Source organism: Marinobacter gudaonensis (genome assembly GCF_900115175.1).
GTDB classification, from domain to species: Bacteria; Pseudomonadota; Gammaproteobacteria; order Pseudomonadales; family Oleiphilaceae; genus Marinobacter; species Marinobacter gudaonensis.
In genome coordinates this window covers 304,098-319,096 of record NZ_FOYV01000001.1, presented here as the reverse complement: position 1 = coordinate 319,096, position 14,999 = coordinate 304,098, and the positions used below count along the sequence as shown (strand labels likewise).

Genomic DNA, 14,999 nt, shown 5'->3' with positions numbered 1-14,999 from the left:
CGCAGGGATATACTGCCGCAAAAGGAGAAGCTTTGATGACCGCCGTGATTCCAGAGATTTCCGGAAATCTCACACTCAACCTGCAGCAACAGCTGGCCCGGGTAGCCAGCAAATGGACACCAGAACAGGGGGTTCAGGGATCCGCCGTTGAGGGGCTGGAGCTGATTCGGTGCGATCATCCGTCCAGCTGCGGTTCCAGTGTCTACGAACCATCCCTGTGCTTTGTTATTCAGGGCACCAAGACCATCGAGCTTGGCGACCGCGAGATTACCTACCAACCTCTCACCTACCTGGCCAGCTCGGTGCACTTGCCGGTGCTGGGCAGAATTGTGGATGCCTCGACTGAGCACCCTTACCTGGCGGCCAAGCTCAAGGTCGACAGACAGGAGGTGGCGGAGCTGATTATCGAGCTGGGAGACAAGGCCCCTCCCCTGAATTCCAACGAATCCTGCCCGGAAGTTCAGTGTGGTCTTTGTGTTTCGTCGATGGACGAGCGGATGCAGGGGGCACTCTACCGGCTTCTGCAACTTCTGGACTCACCCGACGACATTCCCATCCTCGCGCCACTGGCCCGGCGGGAAATCATCTATCGGGCACTGGTGGGCGATATGGGCTCCAGGATGCGCAAATTCGCCGCTACCGACACCCAGGCACACCGGATATCCACGGTGATTACGGCGCTCAAGGATCACTACGCGGAGCCGCTCCGAATCAGCCAACTGGCGGAGGCCGCCAACATGAGCGAGTCCACCCTGTACCACAGCTTCAAGCAGGTCACGCGAATGTCGCCGCTGCAATTCCAGAAGAAGCTGCGCCTGCACGAGGCCCGCCGGCTTATGCTGACCGAAGGGCTCGAAGCCGCTACTGCCAGTTATCGCGTCGGTTACGAGAGCCCGTCACACTTCAGCCGCGAATACAGCCGGATGTTTGGCGCGCCGCCGAAAGCAGACGTTTCGCTACTGCGCGGCGAGAGGGAAACCGCGGATTCTGTTTAGCGGTTTCCTCTCAGCGCATTTTATTCAGGCGTAATTCCAAGCCTTGCATTCACCAGATCGCGGATTTCGCGGTAGCGGTCGGCGTCGTGGCTGAGGGTCTGCAGGTTGTCCTCTGGGAACATTTCCTTTTTCTTTTCCTGCGCTTCCGGCTTGCCGAACAGATCCGGCATCAACTGTTCCAGGCAGCGCAGCATTACCTCCGGCGACACCGAAGCCCCCGGAGAGGCCCCCAGCAAAGTACCGTAGGTCTTGTCTCTGCTGACCAGAATCTCGGTGCCCATCTGCAGGTCGCCGTCGCGGATAATCTGTACCCGCTGGCCTGCCTCGACCGGCTTCCAGTCGAACTTCTTGCTCATGCCGGGCGCAAAGCTTTCCAGCTCCTCGAACATGCTTTTCTCGCCCTTGAAGGTCTCCGACACCAGGTATTTCACGAGCGGGAAGTGCTCGATGGCGACGTTCAACAGGCTGGGGATGTCGTGCAGGCGCATGGACTTCAGGTAGTCCAGAAAACCTCTTCCACGCTCCAGAACGGGCTTGAAGGAAGCGAACGGCCCAAACAGCAGGTAATACTGGCCATCGGCCACCCGCAGGTCCAGATGGGGCACAGACATGGGCGGGGCCCCCACTTTGGCTTTGCCGTAGGTTTTCGCCCGGTACTGCTCTGCCTGCTCGGCGGTGATCGGCGCCTGCAGGAAACGGCCGCCCACCGGGAAGCCGGTAAAACGCCGCGCAAACGGCAGGTGGCTTTTCTTCAAGATGGGGAACGCACCACCACCTGCCCCAACGAAAAGAACGTCGGCTTTGTGCCGGACCGGTGAACCGCGACGCTCGGTCTCGATCAGCCAGCTACCCGACGGGCTCCGGTGCACTCGCTTCACGTGCGTGCCGTATTCGATCTTCACGCCCAGCGTTTTCACGGCGTATTCCGCCATCTGTTCGGTCAGTGCGCCGAAGTTCACGTCCGTGCCGGTTTCAATCACCGTGGCGGCCATTTTGTCCGAACGCGGACGCTCTTCCATGGTGAACGGGATCCAGCTCTTGATCTCGTCGAAATCCTCAGAGAAGCGCATCTGCTCGAAAAAGTGGTGGGCCGACATCTCCTTGTAACGCAGTTTGAGCTCCGGAATTGAGGGCTCAGACACGATAGTGCAGTGCTTGGTGCGATTGATGAAGGTTTTTGGTTCCTTGATCGCGCCCTTCTCCACCAGATAGGCCCAGAACTGTTTGGCCACGTTGAACTGGGCGTGGATCTTGAGAGCCTTCTCAACCGAGATAACCTCTTCATCCACCGGGGTGTAATTCAGTTCGCAGTTGGCCTCATGGCCAGTGCCCGCGTTATTGAATACCCACGAGTTGCCCGCCCCTGGGCCATCCAGCCGTTCAAGGATGGTCACATCCAGCTCGGGCGCCAGTTCCTTCGCCAGTACGGCAAAAGTGGTGCCCATAATCCCTGCGCCAATGATCGTTACGTTCATACAGAAAGTCTCACCCGTTCCAATGTGTTCCAATCCCGTTGCGGATGCTGAATTTATCACGCTTCCGACATCTGGCGGAAATTAACGGGATCTGTAGGCGGTTACGGTCGCAAGGCAATTCTGTATCAAAATCCATACTGCGGTTTCGGTATACCCCGATCTCGCCATTAACGAATCTGCGCGGCGGCCTACCCTAAAAGCGCAGTTTACGTTAAGGTAACCCTGTTCCGAAGCATCACACCAGATTCTTCAGGACTGTCTACACTGACATTTAACGACATGCCCACAAGGCGTGTTTTGTTCCTCAGGCCATTACCCCAGGAAGAGGATTATGACAACAACAAAGTCAAAAGTTGCGTACTCCCCGGTATTTACCGACGGTGCGGAATTCCGTATTCCCACGTTCAAACTGCTCAAGCAAGACGGCAAGCTCTATAAGGGGGCCAAGGCTCCTGATCTGGACAAAGACAAGGCCCTTCGAATCTACCGGGCCATGCTCACCACCCGGATCCTTGATGAGCGCATGCTGGCCGCCCAGCGCCAGGGCCGCTTGAGCTTCTACATGCAGTGCACCGGCGAGGAAGCCGCCGTGATCGGCAGCGCCGCAGCACTGGATGATGGCGACATGATCATGGCCCAGTACCGTGAACAGGGCGCCCTCGCCTATCGGGGCTTCACCATCGACGAGTTCATGAACCAGCTGTTCGGCAACGAGCAGGATTACGGCAAGGGCCGGCAGATGCCGGTGCACTACGGTTCGAAAAAGCTCAACTACATGACCATTTCCTCGCCACTGGCCACCCAGATTCCCCAGGCCACCGGCTACGCCTATGGCCAGAAAATGGCCGGCGACGGCCATTGCACCATCACCTATTTTGGTGAAGGCGCGGCTTCCGAGGGCGATTTCCACGCGGCTCTGAACATGGCGGCGGTGCATCGCGTACCGGTGATTTTCCTGTGCCGGAACAACGGATACGCCATTTCCACCCCTGCCGCCGAGCAGTTTGCCGCCGACGGCGTGGCACCCCGGGCCTACGGCTACAAGATGGACGTAATCCGGGTAGACGGCAACGACGTGCTGGCCATGTACGAAGCCACCCGTGCCGCCCGCGCCATGGCGGTCGAGCACAACCGCCCGGTCCTGATCGAGGCCATGAGTTATCGACTGGCCGCCCACTCCTCGTCCGACGACCCGTCCGGCTATCGCAGCAAGGACGAGGAGGCCGTGTGGCGTGAGAAAGACCCGATCCTGCGCATGCGCCTGTGGCTGGAAAGCAAGAAATGGTGGAGCGAGGATGAAGAAAAGCAGCTCCAGGAATCCATGCGCCGGGAGGTACTGGAAACCATGAAGCGAGCCCAGAAGCGACCGCCTCCCCCACTCGAATCGCTGGTGACCGATGTCTACGACGAGGTGCCAGCCTCACTCGCCGAACAGTTCGACAAGCTCAAGGCCCACATTCGTCGTTATCCGGACGAATACCCGAAGAGTGCCGAACACGCCAAGGGAGGAGCATGATATGAGCAAGATGAACATGCTCCAGGCCATCAACAACGCCCTGGATACGGCCATGGCGGCCGACGAGCGGGTGCTGTGTTTTGGTGAGGACGTCGGCGTATTCGGCGGCGTGTTCCGGGCCACCAGCAACCTCCAGCAGAAGTACGGCAAGGCCCGCTGCTTCAACACGCCCCTGGTGGAACAGGGCATCATCGGCTTTGCCAACGGCCTCGCGGCCCAGGGGTCGGTGCCGGTGGCGGAGATTCAGTTCGCCGACTACATCTTCCCGGCCTTCGACCAGATCGTGAACGAATCGGCGAAGTACCGGTACCGCTCTGGCAACCTGTTCAACGTGGGCGGCCTGACCATCCGGGCTCCTTACGGCGGCGGCATTGCCGGCGGTCTGTACCACTCGCAGTCACCGGAAGCCTATTTTGCCCACACCCCGGGCCTGAAAATTGTGGTGCCACGCAATCCGCACCAGGCCAAGGGCCTGCTGCTAGCGGCCATCCACGACCCCAACCCGGTGCTGTTCTTCGAGCCCAAGCGTCTCTACCGTGCCTCGGTCGGCGAAGTGCCTGATGAAGACTACCGCCTGCCCCTGAGCGAAGCGGAAATTACCAAGGAAGGCACCGATGTGACGGTGCTTGGCTGGGGTGCCCAGATGGAAGTGATCGACCAGGCCGTGGAGCGGGCGGAGAAAGAAGGCATTTCCTGCGAGGTGATCGACCTGCGGACCATTCTGCCCTGGGACGTGGAAACCGTGGCCAATTCTGTGTTCAAGACCGGGCGCCTGGTGGTGACCCACGAGGCACCCCTGACCGGCGGATTTGCCGGCGAAATCGCCGCCACTATCCAGGAGCGCTGTTTCCTGTATCTGGAATCCCCCATCGCGCGGGTAACCGGGATGGACACCCCCTTCCCGCTGGTGCTGGAAAAGGAGCACCTGCCCAATCACCTGAAGGTCTACGAGGCCATCAGGGCGAGCGTGGAATTCTAGGCTGATATCAGGACAGGAGAGCTGCAATGAGTGATTTTATACTGCCCGATATCGGCGAAGGTATCGTGGAATGTGAACTGGTCAAATGGCTGGTCAGCGAGGGCGACATCATCGAGGAAGACCAGCCTGTGGCAGAGGTAATGACCGATAAGGCCCTGGTGGAAATCCCCGCTCCCTACAAGGGCCGTGTCACCCGCCTCTACCACAAGGAAGGCGACATCGCGAAAGTGCACGCGCCGCTGTTCGAGTTGGTAGAGGAAGGCGAGCCTGCTGAATCCAACGAAGCGGCGAGCACAGAGCAACCGACAGACGTTGAGAGGGCCGAACCGGCTCCCAAACCCGCAAGCTCGGGCAATTCCAGCGATGACGCCACCGAAGACTTCATTTTGCCCGATATTGGCGAGGGCATTGTGGAGTGCGAAGTGGTGGAATGGCGCGTCGCCGAAGGTGACGACATTGAAGAAGACCAGCCCGTGGTCGACGTTATGACCGACAAGGCTATGGTAGAGATTACTGCCCCCAAGGCCGGCCGCATCACCAAGCTCTACCACGAGCAGCAGGCCATGGCCCGGGTTCACTCCCCTCTGTTTGCCTTCATTCCCCGCGAGCGCGAGGAGTCAGGCGAGGCGTCAGCGCCCCGGAAGGCCGAATCGCAGCCGCAACCGGATACTGCAACGCCACCGTCCAGAGCAGTCAATGGCACCCATCGCCAGCGGATTCCGGCCAGTCCGGCGGTTCGGCGCCTGGTGCGTGAGCATGAGCTGAACCTGGCAGACATTGCCGGGTCCGGTAAAGACGGCCGGGTACTGAAGGCGGATGTGCTGGCCCACCTGGAGCAACCCAAGTCGAAAGACTCAGGGAAAGCCACTGCCGACAAGGCGCAACCGGCGGCTACCGGGTCGCTTCGCCCGCAAGGCGAAGCAGAGGTGCGCGTCGAGCCCATCAAGGGCATGCAGGCGGCCATGGTACGGAGCATGACCCAATCGGCCAGCACCATTCCCCACTTTATCTACAGTGAGGACATCGACGTAACCGACCTGCTGGCCCTGCGGGAAAAGCTCAAACCCGACGCCGAAGCCCGGGGTTCAAGGCTCACACTGATGCCCTTTGTGATGAAGGCCATGGCGCTGGCCATCCAGGAATTCCCCGTGCTCAACAGCCGCATCAACGCGGATGTCTCGGAGATCCACTACCTGCCCCACTGCAACATCGGCATGGCCGTGGACGGCAAGGCAGGCCTGGTGGTGCCGAACGTGAAGAACGTGGAACAGCGGACCCTGCTGGGTATCGCCGACGAAGTCTCCCGGCTCACCGAGGCGGCACGGTCCGGTCGGGTCAGCCAGGAGGACCTGAAGGGCGGCACCATCACGATCTCCAACATCGGCGCGCTGGGCGGCACCTACGCGGCCCCCATCATTAACGCACCGGAGGTGGCGATTGTAGCCCTGGGCCGAACCCAGAAGCTGCCGCGGTTCGATGCCAATGGCCAGGTGGTGGAACGGGCGATCATGACGGTCAGCTGGGCCGGGGACCACCGCATCATCGATGGCGGCACCATTGCCCGCTTCTGCAACCGCTGGAAGGGCTACCTGGAAGCGCCGCAGACGATGCTGCTGCATATGGGCTAACGGTTGGTCATGGTGCAGCAGAAACCTCTTCAGCAGTTCTACATACCGGAAGAGCAGTCGATCTACCTGCTCAGCCATGACGATGCCAAAAAGCTCAAGGACTGGGTGGCGCTCTGCGCCGCCCAGCTCCGCCAGCTCGGCTACCGCGATATCGAACTGATTGGCAAGGGTGCCTACGGATTCGTATTCGCGGGTCGCCTGCCTACACCCAGCTCCCAGGGCCCGGAGCATGTGTTCAAGTTCACCCGGATCAACCTGCCCCAACACCTCCAGGACCGCCTGGAAGACGAAGCCTACATTCTTGAGCAGGTCCGACACCCCCGGGTTCCCCGGTTAATCTCCTACCAGCGTGCCAATAACCAGCCCATCCTGGTGATGGAGCGGGCTGCAGGTCTGAATCTGGAAGAAGTATCCCTGCAGGAAGGACGTCTCAAACCTCGGCTGATCATTCGTATTGCCGACCAGATTGCCGATATCCTGCGCTGCCTGCGGCGCGAGAACGGCCCGGCCGGGCGCCCGATCGTGCATGGCGATATCAAACCCTCCAACCTCGTATTTGATGACCGCACCGAAAACGTTGCCCTGATCGACTGGGGCTCCTCGGTGTTCGCCCAACTCGACGCTAACCAGCAGTTCATCACCGCGAACGTGATGGAGCTGATGTCCGACAACCTGCAGCAGACCAATGCCCGGCTCGGGGATGTGTATTTCATCGGCGAGGAGCAACTCAACGGCGGCCTGTCGTCTCCACGATTCGACGAACAGGGCGCCGCCGGCACCCTCTATGCCCTGGCCTCGGCCCAGTCATGCCGCTTTGGCCACCGGGCGATTCCCGCCACCTCCCTGGGCTTGCCCATGGAGTTCGCGCGCATGCTCGATGGCATGCTCTCGCCGGATCCCGAAACCCGTCGCAGGGCCGGAGACTACTACCTGCGGGAAATGCCGCGCATGGCTCGCACGGTCATGATCGATCTGCGGGAACCGCCAGTGCCGCCCCAGGTGCCGGTGTGGGTCCGCGCGTCTGACCAGGAGATCGACACCGTGGTCTACAGCTCCCGCAAATCCTTCCTGCGGGAGGAAGGCGCCCCGGAAACCCTGAGCGATGTGAACGACGTGCAGCTCGATCGTTACTACAAGAACTTCATGCAGGGCATGGGCGAAACCGAAAAGGCCTTTCTGGCCGCCGTCAGTCGCCTCGGCCGCTACCCGGTAGAAGGCGGGCTCGCGGTACGCTGGGAAACCGACGGCATCTACATAGACACCTCCCTGAACCTGCACGACCCGGCCCTGAAATCCGCCTTTGTTCAGGCGGTCAATAACATGGTGTATCTGGCCCAGGCGATTTACCGCAAGGGCATTTTCAAGAGCTGCCTGTTCAATGCCCGCAACACCCTGCACGTTGACCGGGACGACCCCAGCCAGCCCTTCCGCATAGAGCCGGATCTCAAGCTGCACTACGAAGTGAGCGCCGCTCCCGAGGTGGAAGATGAATCCCGCGTGCACTCCTACTTCGAGGACGGCCCGGACCCGGAGGAGTTCCTGGTACTGCCAGATACCATCATCCAGGCCCTGGAGGCCCTGAACGATATCCATCACACCGGCATGATCATCTTCGAGGCGCTGCCCCGGCACCTGAAGATCCACAGCCACTACCGGCTGCTGGACCCGGATCGGGAGGCGGAATTCAGCCAGCTGCTGGATGAGATCCTGTCCGCCGTGGAGCAGATCACCGGTCTGGGGGTGTCCGGGTATATGAAGATGCCCTACAAGGACACCCGTTTCTTCCCCCACATCGAGCGCCTGCCCGATAGGTACTATCCGCGCAACCCCAGAGCCGACGTGGCGCCCTCCTGAACACCTGGGAGAAAGACACTTTCTGTGGAAACAGTGCAATACTCAAAACAGCCGATGCGCCGGAATAAGAACTCGAACGTAAAGCTTCAGGTTTTGTTGGCGCTGCCGATATCCGTGAAAACAACTTCAGAAAGGATCACACTTTGGCCTCCTCTGCCTTCGCATCCATTGAGCGCAAACTGGGTGTTCCCGGAAAGCTGCTGATTGCCCCCGTTTTCATCCTGCTGCTGTTTGCCGCGGTCACGTTTTTCAGTGTCTATGAGTTCCAGGAACTGGACCGGCGAATGAATACCGTCGCCCGGGATCTGGCGCCCGATACCGCCATCGGCACGGAGTCCGTTATCAGCGTCTACCGGATGCGTCTGCGGGTGTTCGATTACTACTCGTCAGGCCACGAGGAGGCCCTCACCCACTTTGACGAACTGGAGCAGGAATTTAATGGCGTGATGACCCGGGCCCAGGAGCAGATCGCCGATCCGGCGGCTGCCGAGCTCGTCGATCGCATCGAATCGACCACACGGGAATACATCAATGCGTTTCGGAACGAGCTGGTTCCGGCCAAGCGTCAGGTGCTGGCGATTGTTCGCGACGAGCTCAACCAGCATGGTCCTAATGCCACTCAGGCGCTGCGCATGGCGCTTAACGGCGTGGCCAACCGCGAGCCGGAAAGCGACCTCCGTGCTGGCCTCGAGCAACTCCTCAACGACGCTTTGGTGATGCGTTTAACCGCCCAGCGGTACCTGGCGAGCGGCGAAAAGGACGCCCAGGATGCACTGGGCTGGGCGATCGAGGATCTCGCAGACGCCCTGGAACTGCTGGATACCGAGAACGGCCCCGAATTTGTCCAGGTCTATCTGGATACCGTGGTTGAAGAGCTGGCCAACTACCAGGCTGCAGTGCAAAGGATGCTCGAGCAGCAGAACATCGTGGTAACCGTGAAGCGGGACAAACTGGATGTGCTGGGCCCTGAAATTGCGAGTATGGCCCGGGAGCTGGAAGGCAGCATCTTCGCCGCCCTTGAAGTTGAAGCCGACGCCGCAGGCGAGGAAACAGACCTGGCCCTGAGGTTCACACTGATTGCGTTTGGTGTTTCCCTGGTGCTTGGGCTGGTGGTGGCAGTCCTGATGAGCCGGATGATGGGAGCCAGCGTGAAGCGGGCGAAAACTGAAATTCTTGGCTACCTGGATGACATCGCCAAGAACAATGGTGACCTCTCCACCCGCCTGACCCCCGGCCGGCCGGATGAGATCGGCGATTTCATTGGCGCGGTCAATGCCTTCCTGGAGACCCTGGAACAGACGATATCCCGGATTGTCAGCGCATCACGCCGTTTGACCTCCGAATCGGAGTCACTTTCCGGGATTACCGAGCGCACAACGGCCAACTCCGAGCAGCAGCGGGACCAGATCACCCAGGTGTCGGCGGCCATGCAGGAGATGGTATCCACCTCCGAGGAAATCGCCTCGAATACCAGTGACACGGACGAATCCGCTCGCCGGGCGGCCTCGCTCGCGGACACCGGCCAGGAAACCGTCAGCACCGCCATTCGCTCCGTCACCAATCTGGCACAACAGGTGGAGGAAGGCTCCAAACGTATTCAACAACTGGAGAATGAGTCCGCCGAAATTGGCAAGGTGCTGGCCGTTATTCAGGGCATTGCTGAGCAGACCAACCTGCTGGCCCTTAACGCTGCCATCGAAGCGGCCCGGGCGGGAGAAGCCGGGCGCGGGTTTGCCGTGGTGGCGGACGAAGTGCGTGGACTGGCCAGACGGGTGCAGGAGTCCACTGTTGACATCGAACGCATCGTATCCCAACTGCAGAGCGGGGCCGCGGGTGCCGTGGTGGATATGAGCCGCGCCAAGCAGATGGCGAGTGAGGCCAGCGAGGAAGCGGGCAAGTCGGGCAAGGCCCTGGCAGATATACTGTCGGCCGTTAACAACATTGTTGAAATGACCACCCAGATTGCCAGTGCCACCGAACAGCAGCGAGCCACCGCCGCTGAAATGACCCAGAACGTCGAGGTCAGCAGCAACGCCATTGAAGAGCTGGCTGGAGACATTGGCCAGGTCAACCAGTCCAGCCGCTCCCTGGCAGAGATGGCTGACGACCTCAACACATTAGTGAAGCGTTTCCGCGTGAAGGAGTAACGTGGGCAGTAATCGTTGCAGATGTTAACCACGTCATGGGCGGGTTCCCGAAATACTGATACGTTGGGCTGTCGGTTACAGAATGTAACCATCCAGGACAGCCTTGGACACGTTGGAGGGACCCACCATGACCCACACCCGCAAAATCTCACACACCCACTCAGGCCGCTGCACAGCTGCAATTCTGGCCACCACCCTGCTCTTCTGCCAGGCCCCGTTCAGTGTCGCTCAGGCCGGCCAGACCGAGCAGGTAATCTTCTCTGCAGAAAACGCACTCTATGGCGCCGGGTATGACATCGGGCGTGCCGACGGCTGGTTCGACAATGACCTGCGCGGCGCCGTGCGTGCCTATCAGAAGGCCAACGCGCTGACGGTCAGCGGTAAGCTCGACAACGCCACTCTCTCCGCCCTTGGTATCAAAGCTACCTCCGTGCAAACCGTCTCAGGCAACGCCTTGAGCAGCCGAGCCCAGTCCCTCAAAGCGCTTGAGTTGCCATCGCCGGCGACAATGCCGGTCGCTCGGCCTGAAGCGCGAAAGACGGTTGTAGAAAAAACGGTCGCCCGGAAGCCGGTCGTCGAAACGACCGTTGTTGAAGAGGCGGTCGTTGAGGAGACGGTTGTGGAGAAAGCGACGGTCGCCGACGTGGAAAAAGAAAAGATCAGTGAAAGCACGAATTCGGTTCAGGCAGCCGAAAATCTCTCTGCCAAAGTTTCGGAAAAACAGATAGCTAAAGCCGAAACCTCGACTCAATCTGAAGAGGAAGTTCGGAAGCCAGTTGCAGAACAATCAAATGAGGTAACACCGGCAACCGTGGCGTCCAGCGAAACGACCACGGCTGCACCGGTAGAGCAGCCCCAGGCGGCTGTCGAGCCCGCCCGAGGCGTCGAGCATTCGCAACCCGACCCGGCCAAACCGGAGGAAAAGGTGGCTGTGGCAGAACCTTCAGAAAAGCAGGCCCCTGCTGAGCCCCGCCGGGCAAGCTCCGGAGGCGGCTTTTTCACTGCCCTGTTCGATTTCTTCTTCGGTTGGCTGGTGTAAACCTTTCCGACTCAGAACTTCCAGAACGGGGTGCTCAGCTTCCGCTCAACAATCTCGGGCGAAAAACCCACATCATTCAACAGACGCGGATCCATGGTCGCTACCAGGTGGACGAAGCTACGCTTCATCCGCCAACCTTTGTAAAGAGAAGCGGCTCTTTTCATGTGAATACTCCTGATCAGTGTAAGACGTTCGGTCTCAAAAACGGGACCCTGTTTAATTAGCGTCCTATTTTATACTTGCCCAGGAGTGTTCTGAATACTTGGAAACCCCTATGAACAGGGGCTTCCAGCGCATTTCAGTGAAATTTTGATGACGGGTTTGTTACCCGTTCATGAAGACTTGCCGTTTGAAATCAGAGTCTGATACAGGTCGTCCTTGAGTTGGGCGCGTTTCTGTTTCAAGCGGTGCAGCTTGTCGTCGCCAATGGGCGCATCCCGCTTCTCCAGCCCCTCTATTTCGTGGTCCAGGTCTGTGTATTCCCGGAGCTTCTCGTTGAACCTGAGGTCGGTGGTCTTGAGTTCTTCGATGAGGCCTTTGTACTGGGGAAATTCTAGGTGAAGCTCGTGGCTGGAAATGCCCATTTTCCGTGTCTCCTTTTTGTCCGGAGTGTGTGCGCAAACATGATCATTCCGATCACTTTCAGCATAGTCGAGCCTGCCAGTTTCTGGGCTTCTTTGACAAATCGCTAATTACGCACGACGTTTCATGGGTATAGCATGGTCTTACGTTCATCCAGTTACCTCTCGGGACACTCGCGAATGACCTTTGCACGAATTACCGGCACCGGCTCCTATCTGCCAGACAACGTTGTGACCAATAAAGACCTCGAGAAGATGGTCGACACCACGGATCAGTGGATTCGCGAGCGTACCGGTATTGAACGCAGGCACATCGCCGTTGAGGGCCAGACCACCGTTGATCTGGCCGAGCAGGCGTCCAGAAACGCCATTGAGGCGGCTGGAATCGATCCCACCGACATCGACCTGATCGTGTTTGCCACGTCCACACCGGACAAGATTTTCCCGAGCTCCGCCTGCATTCTCCAGGCTCGCCTGGGGATTCACGGCTGTCCGGCGTTCGATATCCAGGCGGTATGCAGCGGCTTTGTCTACGCCCTGGCCACCGCAGAGAAGTTCATCAAAACCGGAAGCAGCAAAAAGGCGCTGGTGATTGGCGCCGAGGTGTTTTCCCGCATTATCAACTGGGAAGACCGGGGTACCTGTGTCCTGTTCGGCGACGGTGCCGGCGCGGTGATTCTGGAGGCCGATGAGGAAACCGGCATTCTTTCTACCCATATTCACGCCGATGGCCAATACGAGGAGCTTCTGCACGTTCCCTGTGGCATTGCCGACGGTTACGAACAGGTCAAGGCCGGTCGGGCGTTTGTCGAGATGAAGGGCAACGAGGTGTTCAAGGTAGCCGTCAATACGCTCGGCAAGATCGTCGACGAAACCCTCGCCGCCAACCAGATGAAGAAATCCGATATCGACTGGCTGGTGCCGCACCAGGCCAACCTGCGAATTATTTCAGCGACCGCACGCAAGCTGAACATGTCCATGGACCAGGTAGTGGTTACGGTGAACGAGCATGGCAATACCTCTGCTGCGTCCATCCCCCTGGCACTGGACGCTGCGGTACGGGACGGACGCATCAAACGCAACGAAGTGGTATTGCTGGAAGCCTTCGGCGGCGGCTTCACCTGGGGTTCCGCACTGCTGCGCTACTAACGCTTGGCGTAGACACCCGTGAACGGGCCGCACACCTGGTTTCGCCCGGACTCCTTGGCCCGATAGAGAGCGTCATCAGCCTCATCAACCAGCAACGCTGGGCCAGTGCTCGGTTGATCCCCTTGCTCTCCCGAAGCCTCTGGCTTCAGCGACCGCTGTTCAGGAGACAGCTGGCTTGCGGAGAACCCGCCAGGCGCCAGCATCGCCACCCCAACGCTGATGGTGACCGATTCAGCAACCGAGGAGAGCCGATGGGGAATCCCACGCGCCTCAACCGCTTGACGACAGGCCTCGGCGATCGTCTCCGGCTGGGGCGTATCGGGCAGGATAATTGCGAACTCCTCACCACCATATCGTGTAACCAGGTCGGCGGGACGCTTGACCACCTCCCGCAGAATTCCTCCGACATCGCGCAAGCAGGCGTCGCCAGCTGGGTGCCCATATTCGTCGTTGTACTCTTTGAAGAAATCGATGTCGACCATCACCAGCGACAGGGTTGTCTTTTCCCGCAGCGCCCGTCGATATTCCTTGTGAAGCACCGCATCAAACTGCCTGCGATTGGCCAATCCAGTCAGGGCATCGGTGAGCGAGATGCGCTCCAGTTCAGCCTTGGCAACGCGCAGTTGAGCGTTCTTTCTGGCACCGGACAGGAAGTAACCCACGAGCACCACGACCAGCACCGTACCCGACGCGCTTACAAACACCGGCAGTAGGCCGCGACGGGCCTCGATATAGGACCGGGAGGGGACAGCTTCAACCGACCACCGGCGACCCGCAATCGAGATGGACTCTACGGTGTAGCGGAGATCGGGCTGCCAGGACAGGTGCTCCGGATTACGGGAGCGGTACAGCATTAGTTTCTGACTGCCGGTGATGTCCAGCACTTCAAACAGCAGGTCTTCGGTGAGCTCCAGCCCCACGGCCTGCCCCACTAGCTCACCTACCCGGAAGACACCGTTGATAAACCCATAATGCCGACGGGTATCAACCCCGGCACCCTGGTCTGCGGAAAGTGAATAAAGCGGAGCGAATACCAGGAAGCCTCTCTGGTTCTCCGGTTCCTGAACCAGCCGGATTCCCGCCGTTGCAACCATTTCACCAGATTCCCGGGCTTCCATCAGCGCCTCCCTGCGAGAGGCTTCACTGGCCAGGTCAAATCCGAGCGCGGCGCGATTCTGCCCCAGTGGCTCTATGTACTGCACCGGCACATACCAGGCCCTGTCCGTCAGGCCAACCAAGCCGTCAGGGCTCGCCTCTGTCATCGCGAATTCGGCGAAGGCTTCTTCCTGTCGGCGGACAAATTCATCCAGTTCACTGCGTTTGACGAAAGGTGCCCAGGCAAAGGCCTGGATAGCTGGCGAACGCTCCAGGATTTCACGGGTCAGACGATTGAATCTCTCGGCCGTCATCTCTGGCATCACGGCCACCGCCGACTTGAGGGCAAAGAGAATTTCAAGATTCAGCAGAGCTTCTCGCTCAAGGCTGGCGGAAAGCTGATCAATTTCGGCCTTGAATTCCAGTTCGATGGCCCTGGTTTCTTCTTTGTACAGCAAGCGCCCCAATCCGAGGCTGAGTGTAACGCCAACAATCAGTGCGGCGATCGCATACAACAACGCCCTTTGTTTCATAAACTGCA

At 59.4% G+C, this 14,999-nt stretch carries 12 protein-coding genes; 8 read left to right on the top strand and 4 right to left on the bottom strand.

What is annotated here, in order from left to right; translation table 11 throughout:
• The first annotated feature begins 35 nt into the window (after positions 1–35).
• The gene (locus BM344_RS01465) at positions 36–995 is read left to right on the top strand and encodes an AraC family transcriptional regulator (protein WP_091985187.1); all 960 of its coding nucleotides are present in this window, start codon (positions 36–38) and stop codon (positions 993–995) included.
• 20 nt (positions 996–1,015) lie between these two features.
• Here BM344_RS01465 and BM344_RS01460 read toward each other — a convergent pair whose 3' ends face one another.
• Positions 1,016–2,470, bottom strand: coding sequence for a malate:quinone oxidoreductase (locus BM344_RS01460; RefSeq protein ID WP_091985185.1), 1,455 nt, complete (start codon positions 2,468–2,470; stop codon positions 1,016–1,018).
• 331 nt (positions 2,471–2,801) lie between these two features.
• Here BM344_RS01460 and BM344_RS01455 point away from each other — a divergent pair, with 331 nt between their 5' ends.
• The 6 genes from BM344_RS01455 (at position 2,802) to BM344_RS01430 (ending at position 11,633) form a co-directional block, all read left to right on the top strand.
• Positions 2,802–3,986, top strand: a complete 1,185-nt coding sequence (locus BM344_RS01455; RefSeq protein ID WP_091985182.1) for a thiamine pyrophosphate-dependent dehydrogenase E1 component subunit alpha — start codon at positions 2,802–2,804, stop codon at positions 3,984–3,986.
• 1 nt (position 3,987) lies between these two features.
• Positions 3,988–4,965 (top strand): alpha-ketoacid dehydrogenase subunit beta, encoded by a 978-nt coding sequence (locus BM344_RS01450; protein WP_091985180.1) that lies wholly within the window; start codon positions 3,988–3,990, stop codon positions 4,963–4,965.
• Between the two features lie 26 nt (positions 4,966–4,991).
• Positions 4,992–6,593: a dihydrolipoyllysine-residue acetyltransferase gene (locus BM344_RS01445; protein WP_091985177.1), complete on the top strand. Its 1,602-nt coding sequence runs from the start codon at positions 4,992–4,994 to the stop codon at positions 6,591–6,593.
• Between the two features lie 9 nt (positions 6,594–6,602).
• Entirely contained in the window at positions 6,603–8,447 is a 1,845-nt protein-coding gene (locus BM344_RS01440; protein ID WP_091985175.1) for a protein kinase domain-containing protein, read from the top strand.
• A 143-nt stretch (positions 8,448–8,590) separates the two neighbouring features.
• A complete protein-coding gene (locus BM344_RS01435) occupies positions 8,591–10,594 on the top strand; it encodes a methyl-accepting chemotaxis protein (RefSeq protein ID WP_228143521.1) in 2,004 nt (667 codons plus the stop codon).
• Between the two features lie 127 nt (positions 10,595–10,721).
• The gene (locus tag BM344_RS01430) at positions 10,722–11,633 is read left to right on the top strand and encodes a peptidoglycan-binding domain-containing protein (protein WP_091985173.1); all 912 of its coding nucleotides are present in this window, start codon (positions 10,722–10,724) and stop codon (positions 11,631–11,633) included.
• 11 nt (positions 11,634–11,644) lie between these two features.
• On the opposite strand, the gene BM344_RS17475 is transcribed toward BM344_RS01430, so the two are convergent.
• Together BM344_RS17475 and BM344_RS01425 are read right to left on the bottom strand one after the other, a co-directional pair.
• Positions 11,645–11,797 (bottom strand): DUF1127 domain-containing protein, encoded by a 153-nt coding sequence (locus tag BM344_RS17475; RefSeq protein WP_139229615.1) that lies wholly within the window; start codon positions 11,795–11,797, stop codon positions 11,645–11,647.
• Positions 11,798–11,965: 168 nt separating this feature from the next.
• Positions 11,966–12,217, bottom strand: coding sequence for a YdcH family protein (locus BM344_RS01425; RefSeq protein WP_091985170.1), 252 nt, complete (start codon positions 12,215–12,217; stop codon positions 11,966–11,968).
• Positions 12,218–12,394: 177 nt separating this feature from the next.
• Between BM344_RS01425 and BM344_RS01420 the strand changes: the two genes are divergently transcribed.
• The gene (locus BM344_RS01420; RefSeq protein WP_091985167.1) at positions 12,395–13,363 is read left to right on the top strand and encodes a beta-ketoacyl-ACP synthase III; all 969 of its coding nucleotides are present in this window, start codon (positions 12,395–12,397) and stop codon (positions 13,361–13,363) included.
• Here BM344_RS01420 and BM344_RS01415 read toward each other — a convergent pair.
• The gene (locus BM344_RS01415) at positions 13,360–14,991 is read right to left on the bottom strand and encodes a CHASE domain-containing protein (RefSeq protein ID WP_091985165.1); all 1,632 of its coding nucleotides are present in this window, start codon (positions 14,989–14,991) and stop codon (positions 13,360–13,362) included. The two genes, BM344_RS01420 and BM344_RS01415, sit on opposite strands and share 4 nt — an antisense overlap.
• Positions 14,992–14,999 lie beyond the last annotated feature (8 nt).

Bases quoted from the DNA above. Each gene is read 5' to 3' on its own strand.
- BM344_RS01465 (WP_091985187.1), top strand. From the start codon at position 36: ATGACCGCCGTGATTCCAGAGATTTCCGGAAATCTCACACTCAACCTG.
- BM344_RS01460 (WP_091985185.1), bottom strand. From the start codon at position 2,470: ATGAACGTAACGATCATTGGCGCAGGGATTATGGGCACCACTTTTGCC.
- BM344_RS01455 (WP_091985182.1), top strand. From the start codon at position 2,802: ATGACAACAACAAAGTCAAAAGTTGCGTACTCCCCGGTATTTACCGAC.
- BM344_RS01450 (WP_091985180.1), top strand. From the start codon at position 3,988: ATGAGCAAGATGAACATGCTCCAGGCCATCAACAACGCCCTGGATACG.
- BM344_RS01445 (WP_091985177.1), top strand. From the start codon at position 4,992: ATGAGTGATTTTATACTGCCCGATATCGGCGAAGGTATCGTGGAATGT.
- BM344_RS01440 (WP_091985175.1), top strand. From the start codon at position 6,603: ATGGTGCAGCAGAAACCTCTTCAGCAGTTCTACATACCGGAAGAGCAG.
- BM344_RS01430 (WP_091985173.1), top strand. From the start codon at position 10,722: ATGACCCACACCCGCAAAATCTCACACACCCACTCAGGCCGCTGCACA.
- BM344_RS17475 (WP_139229615.1), bottom strand. From the start codon at position 11,797: ATGAAAAGAGCCGCTTCTCTTTACAAAGGTTGGCGGATGAAGCGTAGC.
- BM344_RS01425 (WP_091985170.1), bottom strand. From the start codon at position 12,217: ATGGGCATTTCCAGCCACGAGCTTCACCTAGAATTTCCCCAGTACAAA.
- BM344_RS01420 (WP_091985167.1), top strand. From the start codon at position 12,395: ATGACCTTTGCACGAATTACCGGCACCGGCTCCTATCTGCCAGACAAC.
- BM344_RS01415 (WP_091985165.1), bottom strand. From the start codon at position 14,991: ATGAAACAAAGGGCGTTGTTGTATGCGATCGCCGCACTGATTGTTGGC.